At 46.2% G+C, this 22,467-nt stretch carries 22 protein-coding genes, 2 pseudogenes and 3 riboswitches; of the genes and pseudogenes, 14 read left to right on the top strand and 10 right to left on the bottom strand.

What is annotated here, in order from left to right:
- Window positions 1–232: 232 nt before the first annotated feature.
- From cimH to MOB98_RS03605, 3 genes are all read left to right on the top strand, one after another.
- The gene (gene cimH, locus MOB98_RS03615; protein ID WP_268367223.1) at window positions 233–1,585 is read left to right on the top strand and encodes a citrate/malate transporter CimH; all 1,353 of its coding nucleotides are present in this window, start codon (window positions 233–235) and stop codon (window positions 1,583–1,585) included.
- A gap of 122 nt (window positions 1,586–1,707) precedes the next feature.
- Window positions 1,708–3,396 (top strand): M56 family metallopeptidase, encoded by a 1,689-nt coding sequence (locus MOB98_RS03610; protein WP_268360178.1) that lies wholly within the window; start codon window positions 1,708–1,710, stop codon window positions 3,394–3,396.
- A 58-nt stretch (window positions 3,397–3,454) separates the two neighbouring features.
- Entirely contained in the window at window positions 3,455–3,655 is a 201-nt protein-coding gene (locus tag MOB98_RS03605; protein ID WP_268360177.1) for a hypothetical protein, read from the top strand.
- A gap of 12 nt (window positions 3,656–3,667) precedes the next feature.
- On the opposite strand, the gene MOB98_RS03600 is transcribed toward MOB98_RS03605, so the two are convergent.
- The 4 genes from MOB98_RS03600 to MOB98_RS03585 form a co-directional block, all read right to left on the bottom strand.
- Complete coding sequence (locus tag MOB98_RS03600; RefSeq protein ID WP_268360176.1) at window positions 3,668–4,507, bottom strand: polysaccharide deacetylase family protein; 840 nt, start codon at window positions 4,505–4,507, stop codon at window positions 3,668–3,670.
- Between the two features lie 79 nt (window positions 4,508–4,586).
- Window positions 4,587–5,315 carry a ZIP family metal transporter gene (locus MOB98_RS03595; protein WP_268360175.1) on the bottom strand — a complete coding sequence of 243 codons (729 nt, stop codon included), beginning with the start codon at window positions 5,313–5,315 and terminating at the stop codon, window positions 4,587–4,589.
- Window positions 5,316–5,416: 101 nt separating this feature from the next.
- Window positions 5,417–6,514 carry a maltodextrin ABC transporter ATP-binding protein MsmX gene (gene msmX / locus MOB98_RS03590; RefSeq protein WP_268360174.1) on the bottom strand — a complete coding sequence of 366 codons (1,098 nt, stop codon included), beginning with the start codon at window positions 6,512–6,514 and terminating at the stop codon, window positions 5,417–5,419.
- Window positions 6,515–6,634: 120 nt separating this feature from the next.
- Window positions 6,635–7,528, bottom strand: coding sequence for a PucR family transcriptional regulator (locus tag MOB98_RS03585; RefSeq protein WP_268360173.1), 894 nt, complete (start codon window positions 7,526–7,528; stop codon window positions 6,635–6,637).
- A gap of 176 nt (window positions 7,529–7,704) precedes the next feature.
- On the opposite strand from MOB98_RS03585, the gene MOB98_RS03580 reads away from it, so the two are divergent.
- Window positions 7,705–9,162, top strand: coding sequence for an aldehyde dehydrogenase family protein (locus tag MOB98_RS03580; protein WP_268360172.1), 1,458 nt, complete (start codon window positions 7,705–7,707; stop codon window positions 9,160–9,162).
- Window positions 9,163–9,203: 41 nt separating this feature from the next.
- Here MOB98_RS03580 and MOB98_RS03575 read toward each other — a convergent pair whose 3' ends face one another.
- Window positions 9,204–10,040, bottom strand: a complete 837-nt coding sequence (locus MOB98_RS03575; RefSeq protein ID WP_268360171.1) for a YitT family protein — start codon at window positions 10,038–10,040, stop codon at window positions 9,204–9,206.
- 69 nt (window positions 10,041–10,109) lie between these two features.
- Window positions 10,110–10,213: riboswitch (guanidine-I (ykkC/yxkD leader) on the bottom strand.
- A 388-nt stretch (window positions 10,214–10,601) separates the two neighbouring features.
- On the opposite strand from MOB98_RS03575, the gene MOB98_RS03570 reads away from it, so the two are divergent.
- The gene (locus MOB98_RS03570; RefSeq protein WP_268360180.1) at window positions 10,602–11,144 is read left to right on the top strand and encodes a DUF4352 domain-containing protein; all 543 of its coding nucleotides are present in this window, start codon (window positions 10,602–10,604) and stop codon (window positions 11,142–11,144) included.
- Between the two features lie 72 nt (window positions 11,145–11,216).
- Here MOB98_RS03570 and galE read toward each other — a convergent pair whose 3' ends face one another.
- Window positions 11,217–12,236: a UDP-glucose 4-epimerase GalE gene (galE, locus tag MOB98_RS03565; protein WP_003244356.1), complete on the bottom strand. Its 1,020-nt coding sequence runs from the start codon at window positions 12,234–12,236 to the stop codon at window positions 11,217–11,219.
- Window positions 12,237–12,436: 200 nt separating this feature from the next.
- Between galE and MOB98_RS03560 the strand changes: the two genes are divergently transcribed.
- The 9 genes and pseudogenes from MOB98_RS03560 (at window position 12,437) to MOB98_RS03520 (ending at window position 18,783) form a co-directional block, all read left to right on the top strand.
- Window positions 12,437–12,910, top strand: coding sequence for a CcdC protein domain-containing protein (locus MOB98_RS03560; RefSeq protein WP_268360170.1), 474 nt, complete (start codon window positions 12,437–12,439; stop codon window positions 12,908–12,910).
- A 17-nt stretch (window positions 12,911–12,927) separates the two neighbouring features.
- Window positions 12,928–13,026, top strand: a pseudogene (locus MOB98_RS03555) (hypothetical protein); the annotation flags it as partial.
- Window positions 13,023–13,313, top strand: a pseudogene (locus MOB98_RS03550) (response regulator transcription factor); the annotation flags it as partial. The pseudogenes MOB98_RS03555 and MOB98_RS03550, both read left to right, overlap by 4 nt.
- 49 nt (window positions 13,314–13,362) lie before the next feature.
- Complete coding sequence (gene pepT, locus MOB98_RS03545) at window positions 13,363–14,595, top strand: peptidase T (RefSeq protein WP_268360169.1); 1,233 nt, start codon at window positions 13,363–13,365, stop codon at window positions 14,593–14,595.
- Window positions 14,596–14,699: 104 nt separating this feature from the next.
- Window positions 14,700–14,828 carry a hypothetical protein gene (locus MOB98_RS03540; protein ID WP_268360168.1) on the top strand — a complete coding sequence of 43 codons (129 nt, stop codon included), beginning with the start codon at window positions 14,700–14,702 and terminating at the stop codon, window positions 14,826–14,828.
- 310 nt (window positions 14,829–15,138) lie between these two features.
- Window positions 15,139–15,387 (top strand): hypothetical protein, encoded by a 249-nt coding sequence (locus tag MOB98_RS03535; protein WP_268360167.1) that lies wholly within the window; start codon window positions 15,139–15,141, stop codon window positions 15,385–15,387.
- A gap of 129 nt (window positions 15,388–15,516) precedes the next feature.
- Window positions 15,517–16,005, top strand: a complete 489-nt coding sequence (locus MOB98_RS03530) for an LURP-one-related/scramblase family protein (RefSeq protein ID WP_268360166.1) — start codon at window positions 15,517–15,519, stop codon at window positions 16,003–16,005.
- A gap of 65 nt (window positions 16,006–16,070) precedes the next feature.
- Window positions 16,071–16,177, top strand: a riboswitch (SAM riboswitch).
- Between the two features lie 83 nt (window positions 16,178–16,260).
- The gene (locus MOB98_RS03525) at window positions 16,261–17,394 is read left to right on the top strand and encodes a 5-methyltetrahydropteroyltriglutamate--homocysteine S-methyltransferase (protein ID WP_268360165.1); all 1,134 of its coding nucleotides are present in this window, start codon (window positions 16,261–16,263) and stop codon (window positions 17,392–17,394) included.
- 68 nt (window positions 17,395–17,462) lie between these two features.
- Window positions 17,463–17,569: riboswitch (SAM riboswitch) on the top strand.
- A gap of 77 nt (window positions 17,570–17,646) precedes the next feature.
- On the top strand, window positions 17,647–18,783 hold the full coding sequence (locus tag MOB98_RS03520; protein ID WP_268360164.1) for a 5-methyltetrahydropteroyltriglutamate--homocysteine S-methyltransferase: 1,137 nt from the start codon (window positions 17,647–17,649) through the stop codon (window positions 18,781–18,783).
- Between the two features lie 51 nt (window positions 18,784–18,834).
- Here MOB98_RS03520 and MOB98_RS03515 read toward each other — a convergent pair whose 3' ends face one another.
- Genes MOB98_RS03515 through MOB98_RS03500 form a run of 4 tightly spaced genes read right to left on the bottom strand, consistent with a single transcriptional unit; the run spans window position 18,835 to window position 22,436 of the window.
- A complete protein-coding gene (locus MOB98_RS03515; protein WP_268360163.1) occupies window positions 18,835–19,608 on the bottom strand; it encodes a 3-hydroxybutyrate dehydrogenase in 774 nt (257 codons plus the stop codon).
- Window positions 19,609–19,624: 16 nt separating this feature from the next.
- Window positions 19,625–20,281 (bottom strand): CoA transferase subunit B, encoded by a 657-nt coding sequence (locus MOB98_RS03510; protein ID WP_268360162.1) that lies wholly within the window; start codon window positions 20,279–20,281, stop codon window positions 19,625–19,627.
- The gene (locus MOB98_RS03505; protein WP_268360161.1) at window positions 20,278–20,994 is read right to left on the bottom strand and encodes a CoA transferase subunit A; all 717 of its coding nucleotides are present in this window, start codon (window positions 20,992–20,994) and stop codon (window positions 20,278–20,280) included. The genes MOB98_RS03510 and MOB98_RS03505 overlap by 4 nt, the downstream gene beginning before the upstream one ends.
- Before the next feature lie 23 nt (window positions 20,995–21,017).
- The gene (locus tag MOB98_RS03500; RefSeq protein ID WP_268360160.1) at window positions 21,018–22,436 is read right to left on the bottom strand and encodes a GntP family permease; all 1,419 of its coding nucleotides are present in this window, start codon (window positions 22,434–22,436) and stop codon (window positions 21,018–21,020) included.
- Window positions 22,437–22,467: the final 31 nt, after the last annotated feature.

Below are 22,467 nucleotides of genomic sequence, written 5' to 3'. Positions count from 1 at the left end.
TTATCGTACATCAACTATATCATTCCTTGCGAATAAAATGCTTGTCCAGCACCAGCACTCGTTTCTCAGCACTCCGTCATAGACCGATTATAGTTAGAATGCCTCTTTTCATCAGTAACGGGACAAGAATAGAGTTGAATAGTAAATTTTTAATATATTAATAATTTCAATTTTTTAGTATAATTAACGTAGTGAACAATTTCACTGCATCAAGAATAGGGGAGGTTTTTCAATGGGAGAGCTTCAAACACAAATGCAATTGCAAACGGATACAATTCACGAAGGGGTTCGAAAAGAGAATTGGTTTGCGAAGGCCATGAATATAAAAGTAGGCATCATACCGCTTCCTGTGTATGCCTTGCTGTTTATATTAATCACTGTTTTTGTTATGCATCACGATGTAAAAAGTGACATTTTGACATCCATTGCCGTCATGGCGTTTTTCGGGTTTACCTTTGCCCAAATCGGAAAATCAATACCGATTGTCCGTTCAATCGGCGGCCCAGCCATCCTAGCTACTTTTATTCCATCCGCCGTCGTCTACTATCACCTGCTGCCTAATGATATCGTCAAATCCACCACAGAATTTACAGAAAACTCAAACTTTCTTTATTTGTTTATTGCCGGGATTGTCGTCGGAAGCATCCTTGGCATGAAAAGAGAAACACTCGTAAAAGCATTCATGAAAATCTTTATTCCGCTAATTGCCGGTTCTGTTGCCGCCGCTATTGTGGGATTGGCTGTCGGCACATTGCTCGGACTCGGATTTCAGCATACCCTGCTGTATATTGTCATTCCGATCATGGCAGGGGGAGTCGGAGAAGGCGCTATCCCGCTGTCCATCGGTTATTCTGACATTATGCCCATGTCTCAAGGGGAAGCGTTTGCACTTGTTCTGCCGTCGATTATGCTTGGCAGCCTGTGTGCGATCATTCTAGCGGGATTGCTGAATAGAATTGGTAAGAAAAAACCGGAATGGACAGGAAACGGCAAAGTAGATCGCTCTGAAGAAGAATCCGCTGCGCTAGAGGAATCGCAAAGCGGACAGCAAATGTTCAACCTTTCTTTATTTGCGTCAGGCGGAATCCTTGCTGTTTCTTTATACTTAGTCGGCATGCTCGCCCACGACTTTTTCGGATTTCCGGCCCCCGTCGCCATGCTGTTGCTGGCTGTCCTGATTAAGCTGTTCAGATTGGTGCCTGCCTCAATTGAAAACGGCGCGTTTGGCGTGTCCCGCTTCTTTTCAACAGCCGTGACCTACCCGCTGCTTTTTGCGATCGGGGTGTCTATGACGCCGTGGGACAAGCTTGTCGCTGCCTTCAACCTCAGCAATATTATTACGATTCTGTCTGTCGTTATCACCATGATGGCAGTCGGTTTCTTTACCGGAAAATGGCTGAACATGTATCCGATTGAAACAGCCATTATCAATGCATGCCACTCAGGGCAGGGAGGCACCGGGGATGTCGCCATTTTAAGCGCCGCTGAAAGGCTTGAACTGATGCCGTTCGCCCAGGTATCTACCCGCATCGGGGGAGCGATCACAGTGTCCTTAACCTTATTGCTGCTGCATCAGTTTTATTGATACACCGCAAGCAAGTTCTTCGCAAAACGAAAGAGCTTGCTTTTTTGTAAGTCCTTGTTTTTCCTAGTTCCCGCCACATGCTATAGTAATAGTTGGAAATACTAGATAGAAAGGACTCTAGCATGCCTATGGGAACACATCTATTTTGCATAATGATTCTCGGGCTGGGACTCTATTGGATTTCAGCCCTAACAGCAAAACTCATTCCGGCTATAGATTTCTGGATTGATATCGTTCTTTGGGTCGGCACTGCTTTTTACATCTTCTCTCATCTATCATTTATGGACGGTATTGTCTCGATCGCGACAATGTTCTACTGCTATTGGACTGCGATGGACCTCACTGTTTCAGATCGTGCGGAAAAACCTTCGGGAGACTGGCAGGAAATTGAACTTGGCAGAAACAAAACACGCCTCCTGTCAGACATCACCCTGACCGCCGTTGTGTTTGCGGGCGCCATCATTTTTTTCATCTATGGACCTGATCCCAGCCCCCTCAAATATGTGATCCTTTTCGGTCTCATCTCCGGCGGAGGGGCACTGGTGAAGCGAATACTGAATGTTTTCAGCGTAAAGGTTTTTTATTCAGCATCCTTAGAAAAATTACACATCAGCTCATATTATAAAACCCGTACATACCCGCTTTCCGATTTGAAAGACATTCAGCTTGAATCAACAGCTGATCTCTTAAAGCTACATCCGCTTCTGACGATGTATTCATCCCGTATTGATTTGACAACAAGCTTTCAGCAAGTCATCAAATTGTCACTTCCCGGGGAAACACTGTTTCTGACGGTGAAGGACCCGCAAAAATGGAAAACGATTCTCCGGGAATATACAGATTCGGAAGCTAGCGAGGACGCTGTGATTTCTGTTTTGCCCTTTTATCATCGAAAAAATGTGAAGCGGCTGCTTGGGAAGCTTTATTTTGCGGCCAGCGTAAAAGGCGTCTCGGCTTATGCCTTATTGGTGCTCGCGTTATACGGATTCCATGCCTCCCCATGGGTCATGGCGATTGCTGTGATCCTGTACTGGATATTCAATATGTACCTGTCAGACCGTGTATTGCTGGCAGCAATGGATGCCAAGCCCTGTCATCATCCGCATGTACAGGCAGCGGCCGACAGGATCTTCCGCAAGGCCGGCATTTCCCATGTCCGGATATACGAAACGGAGAGTGATGAATACAACGGAATGGCAGTCGGCATGAATGTCGGAAGGTCGATGGTCATCCTGACTAGCAACACACTAACACTTCCGCAGCATGTCATCGAAGGCATTCTGGCCCATGAGGCGGTTCATATCAAAAAACGTGATGTTCTGTTATCACAGCTTTTGCGTTTTCTATATCTTGGAGCAGTCGTTGGGATTTTCCTCTTGTTTGAACAGCATATTACCCATCCCGAGGCCCACAAAATGGCGCTTTGGGCTTTCATTATGGCAATCATTATCCTGTTCCAGCTCTATCAATCCTTTTGTTCACAATGGATGGAGGTGCGTGCTGACAACCTTGGCGCATCACTGCTGGAAGGCGGGCACAAACAAATGGCCGAAGCCTTAAGGATCTTGGCAGTTCGGCAGGATGAGGATATTCAGAAACAAAGCGCCTACAGTGCTGAAAGAGATGGGGACGAGCTTCAAATTGACTCTCTCACCCGCGATAAAAGCTGGCTTTTCAGATTGATTGATTTTCAGTTCGCTCCGCATCCCCCTATGTATTGGCGTGTCAGCACTTTATTGTCAAACAAAGGACATGGCGTGCTGAAGCGCTGGCTGAGAGACCGGCTGAAAGAATCGATCACCTTAAAGTGAAACCGATCAGCGTTTCACCCGTAAAACAGGATATGGTGAAAAAAGGGAGTGATCGGACGTGATTGTGATTATCTTACTGATTATAGCTATTATTGTTTTTCTTTCAGTCATTCAGCTGCAGCCCTCGGAAACAAAACGCCGCCAGCAGGCGGACAGCGGGTATGTCGGTTATTCAGATCATGGCTCACACCGTGATGGATGCGGCAGTGACGGTGGCTTCAGCGATTCCGGCTGTGACGGCGGAGGGGGCGGCGATTAAACGACGCCTTTTTTATTTCATCGACTCAATGTACGCGCCAAAGGACGCGCCTGACATGCCAGGGGACACGCGCACACGATGGAGGGCGTACATTCCCTGGTCTCTCGCTGCCGCTCCCGGCTCTGTCGTCACACCCATTTGATAGCCTGTTTCTTCGGCGGCCTTCAGCGTCTCCTCATTGTAGCGTCCCACCGGATAGCTGATGATGGAGGTTTGCTGATGAAACATGCCGTCAAACAGCTTTTTCGAATCCGCCATCTCACTGTGCTGCTGTTGAGGCGTTAATCCGTTCAGCTCAAGGTGGTCTATCGTATGGCTTTCAATGGAAATGCCGTGCTTCGCCATCTCTTTCATCTGATCCTCTGTCAGATGGTGTTTATGTCCAATCGACTTGCCGATCATAAAAATCGTCGCCTTCATCCCGTACTTTTTCAGCACCGGATACGCGTCTTGATAATTGTCGGTGTATCCGTCATCAAACGTGATCAGCACGCATTTCTCACTCGGCTTTTTATCCTGCGTCAGCATGAGATACGCCTCTTTCGGCGTTAATGTCTGATAGCCGTTCTCGTGCAGCCACTTCATATGCGCTTCGAATTCTTCTTTCGGGACACGGAGGCTGTTTCCAGAGGAAATGCTGTGGTACATCAAAATCGGCAGCTTTGCCGGTTTCTCCGTTTTGATCCATGCTGATGTATCGTCTTCTTTTTTCTGAACATGTATTGTCTTTTCTTCCGTTTTCTTTTGTTCCGCTTTCGGCATCTGCTGCTCCGCGTTCGCCTCTTGATCAGCGCAAGCCGCGAGAGCCAAACAGCTGCCTAAAAGAAAAATGCTTACGATCAGTCGTTTCATCTTATTCCTGCTTTCTGTCTATTTCTTCCTCCTTTTTTCATCGGTTTGTTTCTGAGATTTTCAAGCACAAAAAACCGGATTAAGAAAACTGATTCAAAACCAGCGAGGTTAACAGGCCAAGTGCAGCGATCAAGCCTGTCATCGGACCGCTGTCTTCGTATGCCTCAGGCATCATCGTCGAAGCAATCATCGCAATGATCCCCCCGCCTGCAAATGCTGCGATTGCTGCCATCACTTCTTCAGAAGCACCGTCGAGAAAGAAATACCCCGACCATGATGCGAGTATCGAAATCACGAGCACTGCAGCCCAAAGCAGCATAATCTTCGTTCTGGAATAGCCGCTGTTTTTCATTCCTGCTGTACTGGAGAGCCCTTCAGGTATGTTGCTGATAAAAATGGCGACTACCAAAAGAAAGCTGACTGACTGTTCTTCGAGAAGGCTGGCGCCAATCATAATCGATTCTGGAACAGCGTCCATGATAGTGCCGATAAAAATGGCGATTCCTCCGCCGCCGGCAGCTGCCTGTCCCGATCTTTTTCTTTGGGACGCGCCTCTTTTGGAAACCGCGAAATCAAAAACTGTAAACACGACTGCCCCCGCAATAAATCCGGCGCCTGTCGACACAATTCCTCCTTCTGCCACTGCATCCCCGAGGAGTTCGTAAGCAGCCGCACCAATTAAGACGCCTGTGCCAAAAGCCATAATATAGCCGATGATCTGTTTGCGAATCGGAAAAAACATAGACGCCAGCGCGCCCAGCAAAACTGCAGAGCCTGAGATCCCGCCCCACATTGCCGCATTCCACATCTCTATCTCTCCTTTCTTACCAACCACTACCCGCTGCTGTTTTTTCTGTAAACCTTGCAAACACAAAAAACCGGACATGTCTCCATGTCCGGTCATCAAGCTTATCGAATTCTCACCTCTGTCTCACTGTCAAAGAAATGTCCTTTATTCATATCAAACGCAACCGTCAGCTCATCACCTGATTGAATATCGAGGCGGGCGTCGATCCGCGCAATAAAGTCTTGATTGTCGATCTGCGAATAAATCATAATTTCAGAGCCGAGCAGCTCTGCGACATTGATTTTCGCTTTAATCGAGGAGTTCTTATACGATTCCACGACAATTAATTCATCGTGAATATCCTCAGGACGGATACCGAAAATGACCTCTTTGCCGATGTAGCCCTTTTCACGCAGCACCTTCATTTTTCCTTCCGGCACGGTTAATGCCGCAGAACCGATTTTGATAACGCCGTCCGTCAGCTTTCCTTTGAAAAAGTTCATTGCCGGTGAACCGATAAAACCGCCGACAAAGACGTTTTCAGGGAATTCGTATACATCCTTCGGCGTTCCGATCTGCTGGATTTTACCGTCTTTCATAACTACGATCCGTGTCGCCATCGTCAGCGCTTCTGTCTGGTCATGCGTCACGTAAATCGTTGTGGTTTGCAGCCTCTGGTGGAGCTTAATGATTTCTGCCCGCATTTGCACCCTCAGCTTCGCGTCCAGGTTTGATAAAGGCTCATCCATCAGGAACACCTTTGCATCCCGCACGATAGCCCGGCCCAGCGCGACCCGCTGTCTCTGTCCGCCTGACAGCGCTTTCGGTTTTCGGTGCAAATATTCCTCCAGTCCGAGAATTTTCGCGGCTTCCTCTACCCTTTTTTTGATTTCGGGCTTCGGCATTTTCCGAAGCTTCAGCCCGAACGCGATATTATCGTAGACCGTCATATGCGGATAGAGCGCGTAGTTTTGAAATACCATCGCGATATCCCTGTCTTTTGGCGCTACATCATTGACCCGTTTTCCTTCAATATAAAAATCGCCTTTCGAAATTTCTTCAAGCCCTGCGACCATTCGCAGTGTCGTTGATTTCCCGCAGCCGGACGGGCCGACAAATACGATAAATTCCTTATCGGCAATATGAAGGTTAAAGTCATCAACCGCCGGTTCCTTCTGATCATAAAATTTATAAATGTGCTCCATCCGCAATTCAGCCATCTAACATCCCCCTTTGTTAATGTAAACGCTTTCCTAAATTGAGTGTAACAGCTTTTTCCTATCGCTTGAATGGGCAGCGTTCATAAAATCAACCAGCCAATTTTCGTGCATATTTCCAATTTATTCTGAACCTTCGCTTTGCAGGCAGATAAAATAGGCGAGCAGCGCGCCTTTATGCGATTTGATGTCTATCCCTGACCGCTCAATAAATTTATCAATCCGGTATTGCAGGCTGTTGCGGTGCAGGTGCAGCTTTTTCGCCGTTAACGTCACGTTTGAGTTGTTTTCAATGAACAGCTGAATTGTCTTCCTCAGCTCAGATTCATTCCCAAATAAAAGCTCAGCTTCTTCAGATAACAGCGTTTCCAGCTTATCTTTTTCTGCTTCTAATAATAAAAAAGGAAAAATCATCTCAAAGGTCACACTCTGCACCTGAGGCAGCCGTTTTTCAGCAAAGAGAAAATACGTCTGTTCACGGGCGTAATGTGTTCGCAAACTCTCATCCGGCTCATAAAATCTCCCGGCATAAAAACGGACACTGAAGTAGAAATCACTTTCAAGAACCTTAGCGAGTGACTCCAATTCGTCTTTCCCCGCTGCCGCTTCACTTTCCTGCTCAACAATCACGCCTCTGTCCGTATGCATCCACACAATCACAAAAGACACCGGCCAAAAATGGCGGACAGCTTCCGCAAAGGACGCACGCTCTATTTTGCCGAGCAAATGAAAATGGACAAATCTCGTTCGCTTTTTTATGTTCGACGGCACTTCCCCTCTAGAAAAAAGAAAAGCGAACCACTTGTTTTCCTCTGGCGACTTCAAAGATTTTTGATTGACCTCATCTGCGGGGGTCAAAAATGACTGGAGCAGCAATGTCTCTTTTTCGCTGATCTCTGTTTTCGGAATGGAGATATATCTCTGACTGTTCTCATCATAAAAGCATAGACAGTCTTCCTTTACGCAAAGCTCTTCAGACACAATTGAACCTGGATAAATAGCCAGCAGCGATTTCATAAAGTCCCCTCTCTTATGTAAGGATCTGTATACCCAGTATAAGGCGAAACCTGCATGTTCTCCAATAAAAAAAGGATAGACGACATAGACAGACAAAAAACTGAAAGAGATCGTTTACACATTTGTTTCAACGGAAACAGTAAGGAATATATGCAGAACCAAAGGAGTGATCATGAATGGGGTTAGAATCATTAAACAAAAGTTTTATCAACGGAAAATGGACAGAAGGAGAAAGCGGGCGTACAGAGGACATTTTGAACCCATATGACCAGTCTGTGATTACAACAGCATCGTTGGCAACAAGCAAACAGCTGGAGGATGCATTTGACATTGCACAACAGGCGCAAAAAGAGTGGGCCAAAAGCACAACAGAGGACCGAAAAGCAGTTCTGCAAAAAGCGCGCGGCTACTTACAGGAAAACCGTGATGACATCATAATGATGATTTCCCGCGAAACCGGCGGAACGATTATAAAATCAACAATTGAGCTTGAGCAAACAATTGCGATTTTAGATGAAGCCATGACGTATACCGGCGAGTTGGGCGGGGTCAAAGAGGTTCCATCGAACATTGAAGGAAAAATCAATAAAATTTACCGCCTTCCGCTCGGCGTAATTTCATCGATTTCTCCATTTAATTTCCCGATGAATTTATCAATGAGAACCATTGCACCGGCAATTGCGCTGGGAAACAGTGTTGTTCACAAGCCTGATATCCAAACCGCTCTTTCCGGCGGGACCATCATTGCAAAAGCGTTTGAACACGCCGGCCTTCCTGCGGGTGTCCTCAACGTCATGTTGACAGACTTAAAAGAAATCGGGGACGGCATGCTGACCAATCCAATCCCAAGATTAATCAGCTTTACGGGGTCAACTGCAGTCGGGCGCCACATCGGTGAAATCGCCGGGCGTGACTTCAAGCGGATGGCCCTTGAGCTCGGCGGCAACAATCCATTTGCCGTTCTTTCAGACGCGGATGTCGATCGCGCTGTTGATGCCGCGATTTTCGGGAAATTTATTCATCAAGGACAAATCTGCATGATCATTAACAGAATCATTGTTCATCAAGATGTATACGATGAGTTTGTTGAAAAATTCACAGCCCGTGTCAAACAGCTTCCGTACGGCGATCAAACCGATCCGAAAACCGTTGTCGGCCCGCTGATCAACGAACGCCAAATTGAAAAAGCACTGGAGATCATTGAGCAGGCAAAGGCAGACGGCATTGAGCTTGCGGTTGAAGGAAAACGCGTCGGAAACGTGCTCACACCGTATGTCTTTGTCGGTGCTGACAACAACAGCAACATTGCCCAAACAGAGCTGTTTGCCCCAATTGCCACCATTATCAAAGCCTCCAGTGATGAGGAAGCGATTGATATGGCCAATGATACCGAATACGGCCTCAGCTCGGCGGTTTTCACTTCTGATTTAGAAAAAGGTGAAAAATTCGCTCTGCAAATTGACAGCGGCATGACGCATGTCAACGACCAATCCGTCAATGATTCGCCGAATATCGCCTTTGGCGGAAACAAAGCAAGCGGTGTCGGCCGCTTCGGAAACCCATGGGTGGTCGAGGAATTTACCGTGATGAAATGGATTTCGATTCAGAAGCAATACCGCAAATATCCGTTTTAAACGAAAAAATCCCTCTGCTTGAAGTACAGAGGGATTTTTCTTTATTTAGATATATCAACAAACCCTTCGCCAAACACATCGCGCACGTCATGAACGATTACAAACGCTTTTTTGTCGCAGCTTCTGATGATTTTCTTTAGCATGGACAGCTCCTGTTTGTTAATGACAATATACAAAATCTCTTTTGACTGGCCCGTATAGCTTCCCTTCCCTGATAAAATCGTCACGCCCCGATCCATCAAGGTATTCACCTGTTCGGCGATCTCACTCTTATTTTCTGAAATAACCGTAATCGCTTTTTTCGTATTCAAGCCCTCAATAATGAAGTCCATTACTTTCGTTCCGATATACAGCATCACGATCGTAAACATCATTTTTTCCGCACCAATAATAAAATAAGAGCTAAATACCACGATTAAATCAAAAAACAATAAAGCGTAGCTGATATTCCAGTCTAAATATTTATTAGCGATTCTGGCCAGAATCGCAGAACCGGCTGTCGTGCCGCCAACCCGAATAATCATGCCGATCCCGACTCCCGCAAAGACACCCGCGAAAATCGTATTAATAATCAATTCATCAGACGGAACGCTCCATCCGTGTGTCAGGTGAAGGAAAAGCGAGTTCGCCGCTACGGCGATGATGGTGTAGACAGTCGTTTTACCGTCTAGAAATTTGTAGCCGATTAACAGCAGAAATGCATTTAGAATAAAATTCGTTACTCCGGGAGACCATTGAAACACATAATACAAAATCAGCGTAATCCCAGTGACCCCGCCTTCCCCAAGGTCATTGGGAATCGCAAACAAATTCACGGCAAGCGCGAAGAAAAACGCACCAATCACAAGCATCAGCACATCAAGCATTTTCTTTTTCATCACAAAACACTCCTTCTCCAGATAGTATCAACAAAAAAACCCAGGAGTACGCTCTCGCAAAAGAGCAGAAACTCCTGGGCTTTTATCCCACCGTGTCATAACAGCCGGGGCTGTTATGTGTTTTCTCTCGGTCACAGTCCAATTTGCATTGCGGAACCCTAGAAAACCACTTTTTTATCATATCTTCTTCGCTTTCCAATATTAGCATTATAAGGGACAGTTCGAGTTGGTTCAAGAGGTATTTGCGGAGATTTATTCAGATGGGCTACAAGTAAAAAACGGTCCATCTATTAACAAATAATAGATTTGTCCGATAAGAAAAAAAGCATGTATTTTACAAGTAAAATAAACCACAAAAGATAATAATTATAATAAATTCATAATTTTATATTGACTCAGTGAGATAATATAGGCATTATAGTACATATGTTTTGTACATTTAATTACATAGGAGGAAATATAATGTCAGGAAAACTAGTACCCTGTAAAGCTTGCGGTCAAGAAATTGCAAAGGGTGTAAAAAAATGTCCTAACTGTGGTAAGGATCAACGTAACTTTTTTATGCGACATAAGATCATTACGTTTATTCTCGCAGTTGTTGTCATCATTATTATCGGTAATATGATTGGCGGCGGAGGCGGTTCAGAAGCCACTTCCAAAACATCAAGCAACAGCAAAGCTGAAACTGAAAAAACATACAATATCGGTGATACTGTAAAAACAGAAAAAACTGAAGTAACTGTTACGAAGGTAGAAAAACGGGATTCAGTTGGTAACGAATTTTTAAATAAAAAGGCATCTGATGGCGGTATTTTAGTTGCTGTACAGTACACAGTAAAAAACGTGTCTAAAAAGCCTATAAGCTCTTTTTCAATTCCAACTGTTAAACTTGTAGACTCCAGTGATACATCTTATGACGCTGACATAGATGCATCTTCTAACTATGCAGCAGAAACAAAAATCGATAATTCAAAGATTCTAAGTGATTTAAATCCAAACATTAAAGTAACCAATGTTGATGTATTCGAAGTGGACAAGGATGCATACGCTAAAGGAACTTGGAAACTTAAATTCAGCAATGATGTTATTGTGAAAATCAAATAATAGCAGAAGGGCGCCTTAACAGGCGCCCTTTTTCTCTAAAAAAGGCCTTCTCTGTTGAGAAGGCCTCCATTCTTATTCCGCACTCTTATACCCATTCACATTAGAAGACTGCCATCTCCAAGAATCAGCACACATTTCCTCAAGGCCGCGTTTCGCTTCCCAGCCCAGTTCCCGCTTGGCTTTCGCAGGATCTGCGAAGCAGGTCGCAATGTCTCCAGGACGGCGGTCCGCAAAACGGTACGGAACCTCTTTCCCTGACACTTTTTCAAAGGCTTTGACCATTTCAAGCACGCTGTAGCCTGTACCTGTTCCGAGGTTGTAGGCATCGGCTCCTGTGGAGTTCAATACTTTTTCCAACGCTTTGACGTGGCCTTCTGCGAGATCAACGACGTGAATATAATCGCGTACGCCTGTCCCGTCTTTTGTCGGATAGTCATTTCCAAATACGCTTAATTGCTCCAGCTTGCCAACGGCTACTTGCGCTACATACGGCATGAGGTTATTCGGAATGCCGTTCGGGTCTTCACCGATCCGTCCGCTTGGATGCGCGCCAAATGGATTAAAGTAACGAAGCAGCGCAACGCTCCACTCATTGTCGGCTGTATGCAAATCACGCAAAATTTGCTCCAGCATGAGCTTCGTCTGTCCATAAGGATTTGTCGCACCTAATGGAAAGTCCTCTGTAATCGGTGATGTTTCCGGAACGCCATATACCGTGGCGGATGAACTGAATACAATTTTTTTGACGCCGTATTTCTCCATGGCCTCGCATAAAATAAACGTTCCCGTCAGATTGTTATGATAATATTTGAGCGGAATCGCAACAGATTCACCAACTGCTTTTAACCCTGCAAAGTGAATTACAGCTTCAATTTCATTTTCCGCAAAAACCGAATCTACCGCTTCCCGATCCAATAGATCCGCTTCATAGAACGTTAAATCTTTTCCCGTAATCTCCTTGACGCGGTTCAGCGCCTCAGCCGAACTGTTGGACAGATTATCGAGAACGACAATCTCATAGCCGCTGTTCAATAGCTCCACACATGTGTGGCTTCCGATGTATCCCGCGCCGCCTGTAACAAGTATTGCCATGATGTAAACCCTCCTAAAAAATGACCTGCTATTATTATATAGTGTTTAGGACGGCTCCACATCCATTTTGAAGAAGTTTAATCGTTTATTAATAGTTTCTTCATATTTTTTCGACCAATTTGATAGAGAAAAATCAATCTGCCGGTTGACGTTTTCTTTCTGCATTTTCGCTATGCTTTAGGCAGAAAGGATTTGATGAGATGGCAATGAGCCCTTATATTTTGATTGTCTTTATTCTTATTGTTTTATCAATGTATCGAGAAAGAACGGTAAAGCCCGGTAAACTGCTGATCATTCCGCTGCTGCTGTTATGGGGCGTATCAGCATCGTTTCAGCCGGCGTATTTCCATTCCGTATTGCATGTGGCGATCAGCGGCATTTTATTACTGATCGGGCTGGCCTGCGGGTTTGGCATTGGGAAGATGGTAAACGTGCGGATTCACCCAGAAACCGGAAAGGTCACTTCACGCGGCTCCCTTGGAAGTGTTATCCTCATTTTAGTGATACTTTCTTTGCGTATGGCCGCGAGAGTATGGCTGCCTGAGAGCAATGAGCTTTTTATTGCCGTTATTCATTCTATGTTCTTCATCCCCCTCGGCACCATCACTGCCCGCAACATCATGCTTTACAAAGCATACAGACGGCTGACCGCCGGCAAAGTATCCATTCAATAACCGAAAGAAGGACCAGCATGAACGGACAAACTCCGGCTCGGCACTACAAGAAGCTTGTGCCGAGCCTTATACTCATTTTGAATTGCATGCAATTTTTATCTCACCCATCCAAAGCGCCAGAGGCGAAGCGATTTTCCGTACAGCCACAGCTGCCAAAATGATCAGTGAGACATTTCGCTCGAAACAAACTCAAGCAGCAGAACTGGCCGAGCCATTCACAAAAAGAGAGCTCGAGGTTCTTCAGCAAATGGCCTACGGGTTGCGAAACGAGGATATTGCTGAAAAGCTTTTCGTCAGCGAAAGCACTGTGAAAACCCACGTGCACCGCATCCTGCAAAAATGCAACGCCCAAGACCGGACACAGGCAGTCGTTTTTGCCATTCGAAACGGGATTGTGCAATAGAAAACCCTTATCCCATCATGATAAAATAAGGCAAAGGAGATGATTGGAAATGAAAGAAGAAATCATTGAACGGTTTACTACATACGTAAAGGTCGACACACAGTCCGATGAATCCGTCGACACCTGCCCTTCCACACCCGGCCAATTGACGTTAGGCAACATGCTCGTTGATGAATTGAAATCAATCGGCATGCAGGATGCAGCCATTGATGAAAACGGTTATGTCATGGCGACTCTTCCCTCCAATACTGAAAAAGACGTGCCGACAATCGGCTTTCTCGCTCACGTCGATACCGCCACAGACTTTACCGGCAAAAATGTGAATCCGCAAATCGTTGATAACTACGATGGAAAAGACATCGTTCTCAATGAACAACTTCAGGTCATCCTGTCGCCTGATCAATTCCCTGAGCTGTCTGGCTATAGAGGTCACACACTCATCACCACAGACGGCACCACCCTTCTCGGTGCAGACAATAAGGCCGGTATCGCTGAAATCATGACAGCCATGGATTACCTCATCAAACACCCTGAAATCAAGCACGGCACGATTAGAGTCGCCTTTACGCCTGATGAAGAAATCGGCAGAGGGCCACACAAATTTGATGTAAAACGGTTCAATGCGTCCTTTGCCTACACTGTTGACGGCGGCCCGCTCGGCGAGCTTGAATACGAAAGCTTTAATGCCGCTGCCGCAAAAATCACGATCAAAGGCAATAACGTACATCCCGGCACGGCAAAAGGGAAAATGATTAACTCTGCAAAAATCGCGATGAAGCTGAACAGCCTGTTGCCGGCAGATGAAGCGCCTGAGTATACAGAAGGCTATGAGGGCTTCTACCACCTGCTGTCGATTCAAGGAGATGTAGAGGAAACAAAACTCCACTACATTATCAGAGACTTTGACAAAGAGAACTTCCAAAACAGAAAAGACACAATGAAGCGTGTCGTTGAGGAGCTTCAAAACGAATACGGAAAAGAACGCGTTCAGCTTGATATGAACGATCAATACTACAACATGAAAGAAAAAATCGAACCTGTCATCGAAATCGTCAACATTGCCAAACAAGCGATGGAAAACCTCGGCATTGAACCGAAGATTTCTCCAATCCGCGGCGGGACGGACGGATCCCAGCTGTCCTACATGGGACTCCCGACGCCAAACATCTTTACCGGCGGGGAAAACTTCCACGGAAAATTTGAATACATCTCAGCTGATAACATGGTCAAAGCCGTAAACGTCATCGTTGAGATTGCAAAGCTGTTTGAAGAACAGGCGTAATGCCAAAAACCAGTCCAAAAAAGGACTGGTTTTTTTGCGTAAAAATGAAACATTTTTAAAACGTCCTCCGTAAAACAAGTATCAACGGATGAGGAGGAAAAACAGTGACAAAACAAGCAATTGCTGCAAAAAAGAGCCTATTGAAAAAATGGATCACGACTAGACCGCTAAACATGCAAAAGAAATCCAGCCCGTTTCAAAAGATCAGAAAAATGTTCAAACGCTTCTTCTAATTGACATACACATCCTCAAAACCACAATCTCAATCCCCCTCGTACCGCCCAAATGCTCCGTGATTTGGGTTTTTTGTGTTTGATTGCGGAAAATAGGGTATACATCAAACAAGCAAAAAAAAAGAGAATCCAAAAACAGGTAATTAGAATCACGAAAACTTAGTCTTAAAGTTATATAAAGGAATTGATTATAGCGTCGATAGTAACTATAGAACCAACCAACAACTAGAATAACCATCGAGATGTAAGACTATTTTCAGGTCAACAGGTTAGACTGTTTTAGAGGGACAGTAATTTATTTTTAGTCGATTTGGAATTTTTTGAATACTTTTTGACATTTTATCCGTACAATAGAGAATACCAAAACTATTTTTGGGAGGTATGTAACATGATCCTATTTATTATCATCGCATTATGCGGCTATCTTCTTTTTTCTTTCAGCAAGGACAATCGCCGCAAACCGCAAAAGACAAGCCCTCTGCCAGCAGCCGCACCTCATCACAACAACCTAATCGACCTTGACGCCATCCGCCAAAAACGCCGGATGCATCTTTCCTAATTCTATATTTCAAACGAAAAGGCTGCTGAATCAGGCAGCCTTTTAAAATTGTTTTGATTTAGAGCCTGAAACCTTTTCACCCTCTATCCGTAATTTCATACTAGGCAAATCCAAAAGGAGACTTTAGCAATGATTGAATTATTTATAAAACAAAAAATGTTCTCGTTTAAAGATGCGTTTCACATTTATGACCGGGATGAACAGGAGACATTCAAGGTCGAGGGGCGGTTCTTTTCGTTAGGGGACTCGTTACAAATGACAGATTCAACAGGAAAAACGCTCGTGTCCATAGAACAAAAAGTGATGTCTTTTTTGCCGCGATACGAGATTTCAATTGGCGGAGAAACGGTTTGTGAAGTGACGAAGAAGGTAACGTTTTTCAAACCGAAGTTTGAGATTTCCAAGCTTAACTGGGAAATCGAAGGTGATTTGTGGAAGGACGAATTCCAGCTGACGGACGGGAAGAATGTCCGGATGTCCGTAAGCAAAAAGTGGCTAAGCTGGGGCGATTCCTATCACTTGCAGATTGCAAACGAGGAGGATGTGCTGATTTGCACGGCTATTGCTATCGTACTGGATATGGTTTTATATAACGATGAAGATGAAAGTATTTTCTAAAAAGTGTTGACAATTGATTCAAAAGTAATAATATTAAGATAATTGAAATCTACATATGAAGATGTACCTTATCAAGAGAGGTGGAGGGACTGGCCCTATGATACCCGGCAACCGCTGTTTTAAACAGAATGGTGCTAAATCCTTAAGAACATTGCGTTCTTGCAGATGAGGCGGAGATTTGATCGTTCAAGCTCTTCCTTACACAAAGGAAGAGCTTTTTTATGCTCAACATAATTTAGAAAAGAGGCGAATGACATGGCTCAACAAACACATCTTGCAGGACAAAAAACAGAACAACAGCGCAAAGCTCCTTTCCGTGCCGATCATGTCGGCAGTTTATTGCGCTCTGCTCCGGTGAAAGAAGCCCGGCAGAAAAAAGCGGCCGGCGAGATCACAGCGGAACAGCTGCGTGATGTCGAAAACCAAGAAATCACCCGCATTGTGGAAAAACAAAAAGAAATCGGCCTTGATGTGGTAACAGACGGGGAATTCCGCCGTTCATGGTGGCATTATGATTTTCTGGAAGGGCTCGACGGCGTGGAACCATTCATTCCGGCTGAAGGGATTCAGTTCCATCATGCCAAAACAAAAGCACGCAGCATCAAGGTGACGGGAAAACTCGATTTTACGAGCCACCCAGCACTTGCCGATTATCAATTTTTACATAAGATTGCCGGCGGGGCGACACCCAAGCTGACGATTCCGAGCCCGAATATGCTGTTTTTCGGTGAAAAGGCTGATAAGGGGATTTATGATGACCAAGAGGAATACTTTCATGACCTGGCCCAAGCGTACAAAAAAGCAATCAAAGCCTTCTATGACGCTGGCTGCCGTTATCTTCAGCTTGATGATACGTCATGGTCTCTCTTCTTTGAAGAAAAAGGCAGAGAGGTTGTCCGGGCGCTCGGCGGCGATCCAGAAACATTGCCTGCCTTGTTTGCCAAAACGATTAACGATGCAGTGGCAGACCGGCCTGATGATTTAGCAATCACGATGCACATTTGCCGCGGCAACTTCCGTTCAACTTGGGCGGCATCTGGGGGCTATGACGCTGTTGCAGAAACGATTTTGGACGGCTTAAACCTGGACGGCTTGTTCTTGGAATACGATGATGACCGCTCTGGAAACTTTGATCCGCTCCGTTATGTGAAACGCAAAGATCTGCAAATCGTGCTCGGCTTGATCACATCAAAATACGGCGAGCTCGAAAATCGTGACGATGTGAAACGCCGAATCAATGAAGCGGCGCGCTTTGTCAGCTTGGATCAGCTGTGCCTCAGCCCGCAGTGCGGTTTCGCCTCTACAGAAGAAGGAAACCTTTTGACAGAGGAGCAGCAATGGGCAAAGCTTCGCCATGTCATCGACATCGCCAACGATGTGTGGAGATAATCTATCATTGACAGAAACAGAAAATGTGTGAATAATAGATACTATCAGAAAATTTCATAAAAAGGTTTTCCTTATCAAGAGAGGTGGAGGGACTGGCCCTGCGATACCCGGCAACCGCTGTTTAACAGAATGGTGCTAAATCCTTTAGAGCAATAATTGCTCTTGAAGATAAGGTTGAGATTGTCACACAAGCTCTTCCTTATCCAAAGGAAGAGCTTTTTTATACTCGAATGGAAAGAAGGAATGGACAACATGTCACAACAAACAACACCCGCAGAACAACAATCACTTCAAAGAAAAAAACCGCCGTTTCGCGCGGATCAAGTCGGGAGCCTGCTGAGATCTGAGCCCGTCAAAAAAGCACGGCTGCAAAAAGCGGCCGGCGAAATTACGGCTGAACAGCTCCGCCAAATTGAAGACGATGAAATCACCCGCATTGTGGAGAAACAAAAGGAAACCGGCCTGAACGTCGTGACTGACGGTGAATTCCGCAGAGCGTGGTGGCATTTTGATTTCTTAGAAAATCTGGATGGCGTTGAGCCGTTCACTCCTGAGCACGGCATTCAATTCCATAATGTGCAGACTAAAGCACGCGGCATCAAAGTCACAGGTGATATCGACTTTTCAACTCACCCAATGCTTGAAGATTACTCATTTCTCCACAGCATTGCCGGTGATGCGACGCCAAAGATGACGATCCCAAGCCCGAATATGCTGTTTTTCCGCGGCAAGCTAGAAAAGGCTTCCTATAAAAATGACTATCACCTTTTCCAGCACGATGTATCCAAAGCATATAAAAAGGCGATTCAAGCGTTTTACGACAGAGGCTGCCGCTACCTCCAGCTTGATGATACGGCATGGGCTGTTTTCTTATCTGAAAAAGGCTTAAAACAAATCGAAGCGTTTGGAACAACGCCTGACGAGCTTCGCCAGCTATTTGCGAAATCCATTAACGACGCGATTGCTGACCGTCCGGATGACTTGACGGTAACCATGCATATTTGCCGCGGCAACTTCCAGTCCACTTGGACAGCTGAAGGCGGCTATGACGCAGCAGCCGAAACTATTTTTGACGGCTTGAACCTGGACGGGCTTTTCTTAGAGTATGATGATTCACGCTCAGGCGGATTTGAGCCGCTCCGGTATGTGAAGCGCTCTGACCTTCAGCTTGTCCTTGGTTTAGTGACATCTAAATTTGGTAAGCTTGAACATCCGGACGATGTGAAACGCCGTATTGAAGAAGCATCCCGTTATGTGAGCTTAGACCAGCTTTGCCTCAGCCCTCAATGCGGATTCGCTTCCACTGAGGAAGGCAACAAGCTGACTGAAGAACAGCAATGGGCGAAGCTTCGCCACGTGGTTGAGATCGCTAACGATGTGTGGAAATAAGCAAAGAAAAAACACACTTGATTCCCTAACGGAGCAAGTGTGTTTTTTCTATCATTGTGCAGTGTAGCCCCCATCAAGGACGACAGCCTGCCCAGTGACGCCCTTCGCCTTCTCGCTTGCCAAAAACACGGCATAATCCGCAATTTCCTTGACGGAAAGCAGTCGCTTTTGCGGCACAAGCGGAAAAATGACTTGTTCAAGTACAGAGTCGTAAGGGACATTTCTCGTTTTCGATAGATCGCTAAGCTGATTGCGTACAAGCTGGGTATCGACATAACCCGGGCAGAGCGCATTGACTGTAATGCCGTGGGGCGCGCCTTCCAGCGCCCCGACTTTTGTGAGTCCAATGACGCCGTGCTTGGCGCTATTGTAAGCGGATTTCCCTGCAAAGCCAACTAATCCATTAACAGACGCGATATTAATGATTCTGCCAAACTGCTGTTTTTTCATGGTCGGAAAAACATGCTTCATTGCGATGAAGGGCGCCGTCAGCATGACCTTGATCAGCTGTTCAAAGGTTTCTGTCGGAAACTCTTCAATCGGGGCGACGTGCTGAATACCGGCATTGTTCACCAAAATATCCAAGCGCCCGTACCGTTTTTGGATGGCGTTCACCGTGTCAGCGACTTGCGCTTCCTTTGTCACATCACACGGGATGGCCACCGCGTCAAATCCTTCATCTGCAAGCTTGGAGACTGCCTTTTCGCACGCTTTCTGATGGAGATCCGAAACGATGACGCTGGCGCCTTTACGGGCGAATTCCTTTGCGATGTCGAATCCGATTCCGCCGGCTGCCCCTGTCACCAATGCGACTTGTTTGTTCATGTCAAACACCTTCCCATTAAGAATTTTGTTTGAGCACAGACTGGCTTACAGCGAAATTAGCTTCTGTTTTTTCATAAACCTCTTCAATTGTGACGCCTTCCTGAAGCTCAGTCAGTGTCATGCGGCCGTTATCAAAATCAAACACAGCCAAATCCGTAATCAGCCTGTGCACGACTCTCTGGCCTGTCAGCGGAAGGGTGCAAGCTTGTTTCACCTTTGACTCGCCATGTTTATTGACATGCTCCATGATGACAACGATCCGTTTCGCACCGTTGACGAGATCCATGGCGCCCCCCATCCCTTTTACCATTTTGCCGGGGATCATCCAATTGGCCAAATCACCCTGCTCCGAAACCTCCATGCCGCCGAGAATAGCCAGATCGATATGCCCGCCTCGTATCATTGCGAATGATTCAGCACTGTCAAAATAGGAAGCGCCCGTCACTTCAGTGATCGTTTCCTTCCCAGCATTGATCAAATCCGCGTCTTCCGTTCCTTCCAGAGGATAGGGGCCGATCCCGAGCAATCCGTTTTCTGACTGAAGCATGACGTGAACGCCATCGGGGATCTCATTTGCGACAAGCGTCGGCATTCCAATCCCAAGATTCACATTCATGCCATCCTTGATTTCTTGTACAGCGCGTTTAACCATTCGTTTTCTCGCTTCCTTCATTTCGCTTCACCCTTTCCCGCCGCTTGCCGAACTGTTCGTTTTTCAATCCGTTTTTCTTGGCTCGCGCCACGCACCACATGCTGTACATAAATTCCCGGTGTATGGATGTGATCTGGATCGAGCTCTCCTGCGTCCACGATTTCTTCCGCCTCGGCAATCGTAATCTTGCCTGCCATCGCAGCAACGGGATTGAAATTTCTCGCCGTTTTCCGAAAAATCAAATTCCCCATGGTGTCCGCTTTCCACGCTTTAACGATCGCCACATCGCCAGTAATGCCTCGCTCCAGTACATACGTCCGGCCGCCGAACGTTTTATGCTCTTTTCCCTCGGCTATGGAGGTGCCGACGCCTGTCGCCGTATAAAATCCCGGTATGCCCGCGCCGCCTGCACGAATTCTCTCAGCGAGTGTTCCTTGGGGTACAAGCTCGACCTCAAGCTCTCCGCTTAAAAACTGCCGCTCAAAAATTTTATTTTCACCGACATAGGATGCGATCATTTTCTTGATTTGCCTGTTAGCCAAAAGCAAGCCGAGCCCCCAGTCATCGACCCCGCAATTGTTGCTGACAACGGTTAAATCCTTTACTCCCTGATCTCTTATCGCCAAAATGAGCTGTTCAGGAATGCCGCACAGCCCGAATCCTCCTGCGATCAGCGTATCTCCATCATGAATCAGTTCCGCAGCTTCCTTACTTGATGACAGCACTTTTCCCATATTGATGCCCCTTTCGTTTTCTCCTACACTAGACCCGTCAGGCTATAAATCGCGATCACAGCAAATACGGCAGCCGTTTTGATGAGCGTGATCGCAAAAATATCCCGATACGATTGCCGGTGAGTCAGTCCCGTCACGGCCAGAAGCGTGATGACAGCACCATTATGCGGCAGCGTATCCATGCCGCCTGATGCCATCGAAATGATCCGATGCATCACTTCCGGTGGAATGTTGTAAGCCTGAATCGCCTGCAAATATTGATCTGACATCGCGCTTAACGCAATGCCCATACCACCTGAAGCCGACCCGGTGATTCCCGCCAGCACCGTTGTCGTGACAGCCCCGTTTACAAGCGGGTCGGCAAAGGTGTGCGAAATTCCGCTGCTCAGCTTGTGAAACCCCGGCAGTGCGGCGATAACGCCGCCGAAACCATACTCGGCACCCGTATTCATAGATGCCAGCAAGGCGCCGCCGATCCCTTCATTCAGCCCCTCCTTCATTTGGGCAAACACTCTTCTCCAATCAAATAAAATCGTTGTGATGATGCCAATCACCAGAGCAAGCTCAACCGACCAAATGGCAGCTGCTGAAGAAATATCAAGCTTTCCGAACTCCTTTAATCCGATCGATGAAAAATCAAATCCATTCGGATACCACTTTGGAAGGTATATGGTGAAACATTTATTCATTGCACCTACGAGTATAAGCGGGACAAAGGCAAGCGCATGCTGCACCGGGCTTTTGTCAGGTTCTGCCGCGAACTCAGACTTTTCGAGAGCGGCTGTATTCTCCGAATCAAAACCGCCATAGCCCTCGCCGGATGCCTGCGCTTTTTTCCGCCTCGATTCCAAATAGAGCATGCCCGCTGCCAGCACAATCACTGCGCCGATCAAGCCAAGCCAAGGAGCGGCATAAATGTCTGTTTTGAAAAACGTCGTCGGGATGACATTTTGAATTTGCGGCGTCCCCGGAAGTGCGTCCATCGTAAACGTAAAAGCCCCTAAAGCAATTGTTCCCGGGATGAGGCGTTTCGGTATGTTTGCTTCTCGGAACAAATTTTTTGCAAAAGGATATACGGCAAACACGACAACAAACAGGCTGACGCCGCTGTACGTCAAGATAGCGCCCATCAGCACGATTGCGTGTATCGCTCTTTTCGCCCCGACAAGCCTGACAATCGTTTTCGCAATCGATGCCGCAAGCCCGGACATTTCAACGACCTTTCCAAAAATCGCACCGAGCAGAAACACTGGGAAATACAGTTTCATAAAGCCCGCCATCTTCTCCATAAAAATGGATGAGAAAAAAGGGAGCACATGGCTTGGATCTGTCAGCAGCACCGCGAATAGCGCGCAAATCGGCGCAAACAAAATGACAGAAAATCCCCGATACGCCGTAAACATCAGCAAACCTAACGCCAATAGAATAATGATCAGTTCCACAAGCATCCCCCATTTCCACAGACAAGAAAGC

Origin of the sequence: Bacillus sp. N13C7 (genome assembly GCF_026790065.1) — a bacterium.
Classification (GTDB): Bacteria; Bacillota; Bacilli; order Bacillales; family Bacillaceae; genus Bacillus.
The sequence above is the reverse complement of the archived record's forward strand: the minus strand, read 5'-3'. Positions and strand labels throughout refer to the sequence as shown.

Coding starts and splice junctions, on each gene's coding strand:
- cimH (WP_268367223.1), top strand. CDS start 233: ATGGGAGAGCTTCAAACACAAATGCAATTGCAAACGGATACAATTCAC.
- MOB98_RS03595 (WP_268360175.1), bottom strand. CDS start 5,315: ATGTGGAATGCGGCAATGTGGGGCGGGATCTCAGGCTCTGCAGTTTTG.
- galE (WP_003244356.1), bottom strand. CDS start 12,236: ATGGCAATACTTGTTACAGGCGGCGCGGGATACATCGGAAGCCACACA.
- MOB98_RS03610 (WP_268360178.1), top strand. CDS start 1,708: ATGCCTATGGGAACACATCTATTTTGCATAATGATTCTCGGGCTGGGA.
- MOB98_RS03560 (WP_268360170.1), top strand. CDS start 12,437: ATGGCAATGAGCCCTTATATTTTGATTGTCTTTATTCTTATTGTTTTA.
- MOB98_RS03505 (WP_268360161.1), bottom strand. CDS start 20,994: ATGGGAAAAGTGCTGTCATCAAGTAAGGAAGCTGCGGAACTGATTCAT.
- MOB98_RS03600 (WP_268360176.1), bottom strand. CDS start 4,507: ATGAAACGACTGATCGTAAGCATTTTTCTTTTAGGCAGCTGTTTGGCT.
- MOB98_RS03575 (WP_268360171.1), bottom strand. CDS start 10,040: ATGAAAAAGAAAATGCTTGATGTGCTGATGCTTGTGATTGGTGCGTTT.
- MOB98_RS03585 (WP_268360173.1), bottom strand. CDS start 7,528: ATGAAATCGCTGCTGGCTATTTATCCAGGTTCAATTGTGTCTGAAGAG.
- MOB98_RS03530 (WP_268360166.1), top strand. CDS start 15,517: ATGATTGAATTATTTATAAAACAAAAAATGTTCTCGTTTAAAGATGCG.
- MOB98_RS03525 (WP_268360165.1), top strand. CDS start 16,261: ATGGCTCAACAAACACATCTTGCAGGACAAAAAACAGAACAACAGCGC.
- pepT (WP_268360169.1), top strand. CDS start 13,363: ATGAAAGAAGAAATCATTGAACGGTTTACTACATACGTAAAGGTCGAC.
- MOB98_RS03520 (WP_268360164.1), top strand. CDS start 17,647: ATGTCACAACAAACAACACCCGCAGAACAACAATCACTTCAAAGAAAA.
- MOB98_RS03510 (WP_268360162.1), bottom strand. CDS start 20,281: ATGAAGGAAGCGAGAAAACGAATGGTTAAACGCGCTGTACAAGAAATC.
- MOB98_RS03515 (WP_268360163.1), bottom strand. CDS start 19,608: ATGAACAAACAAGTCGCATTGGTGACAGGGGCAGCCGGCGGAATCGGA.
- MOB98_RS03570 (WP_268360180.1), top strand. CDS start 10,602: ATGCGACATAAGATCATTACGTTTATTCTCGCAGTTGTTGTCATCATT.
- MOB98_RS03580 (WP_268360172.1), top strand. CDS start 7,705: ATGGGGTTAGAATCATTAAACAAAAGTTTTATCAACGGAAAATGGACA.
- msmX (WP_268360174.1), bottom strand. CDS start 6,514: ATGGCTGAATTGCGGATGGAGCACATTTATAAATTTTATGATCAGAAG.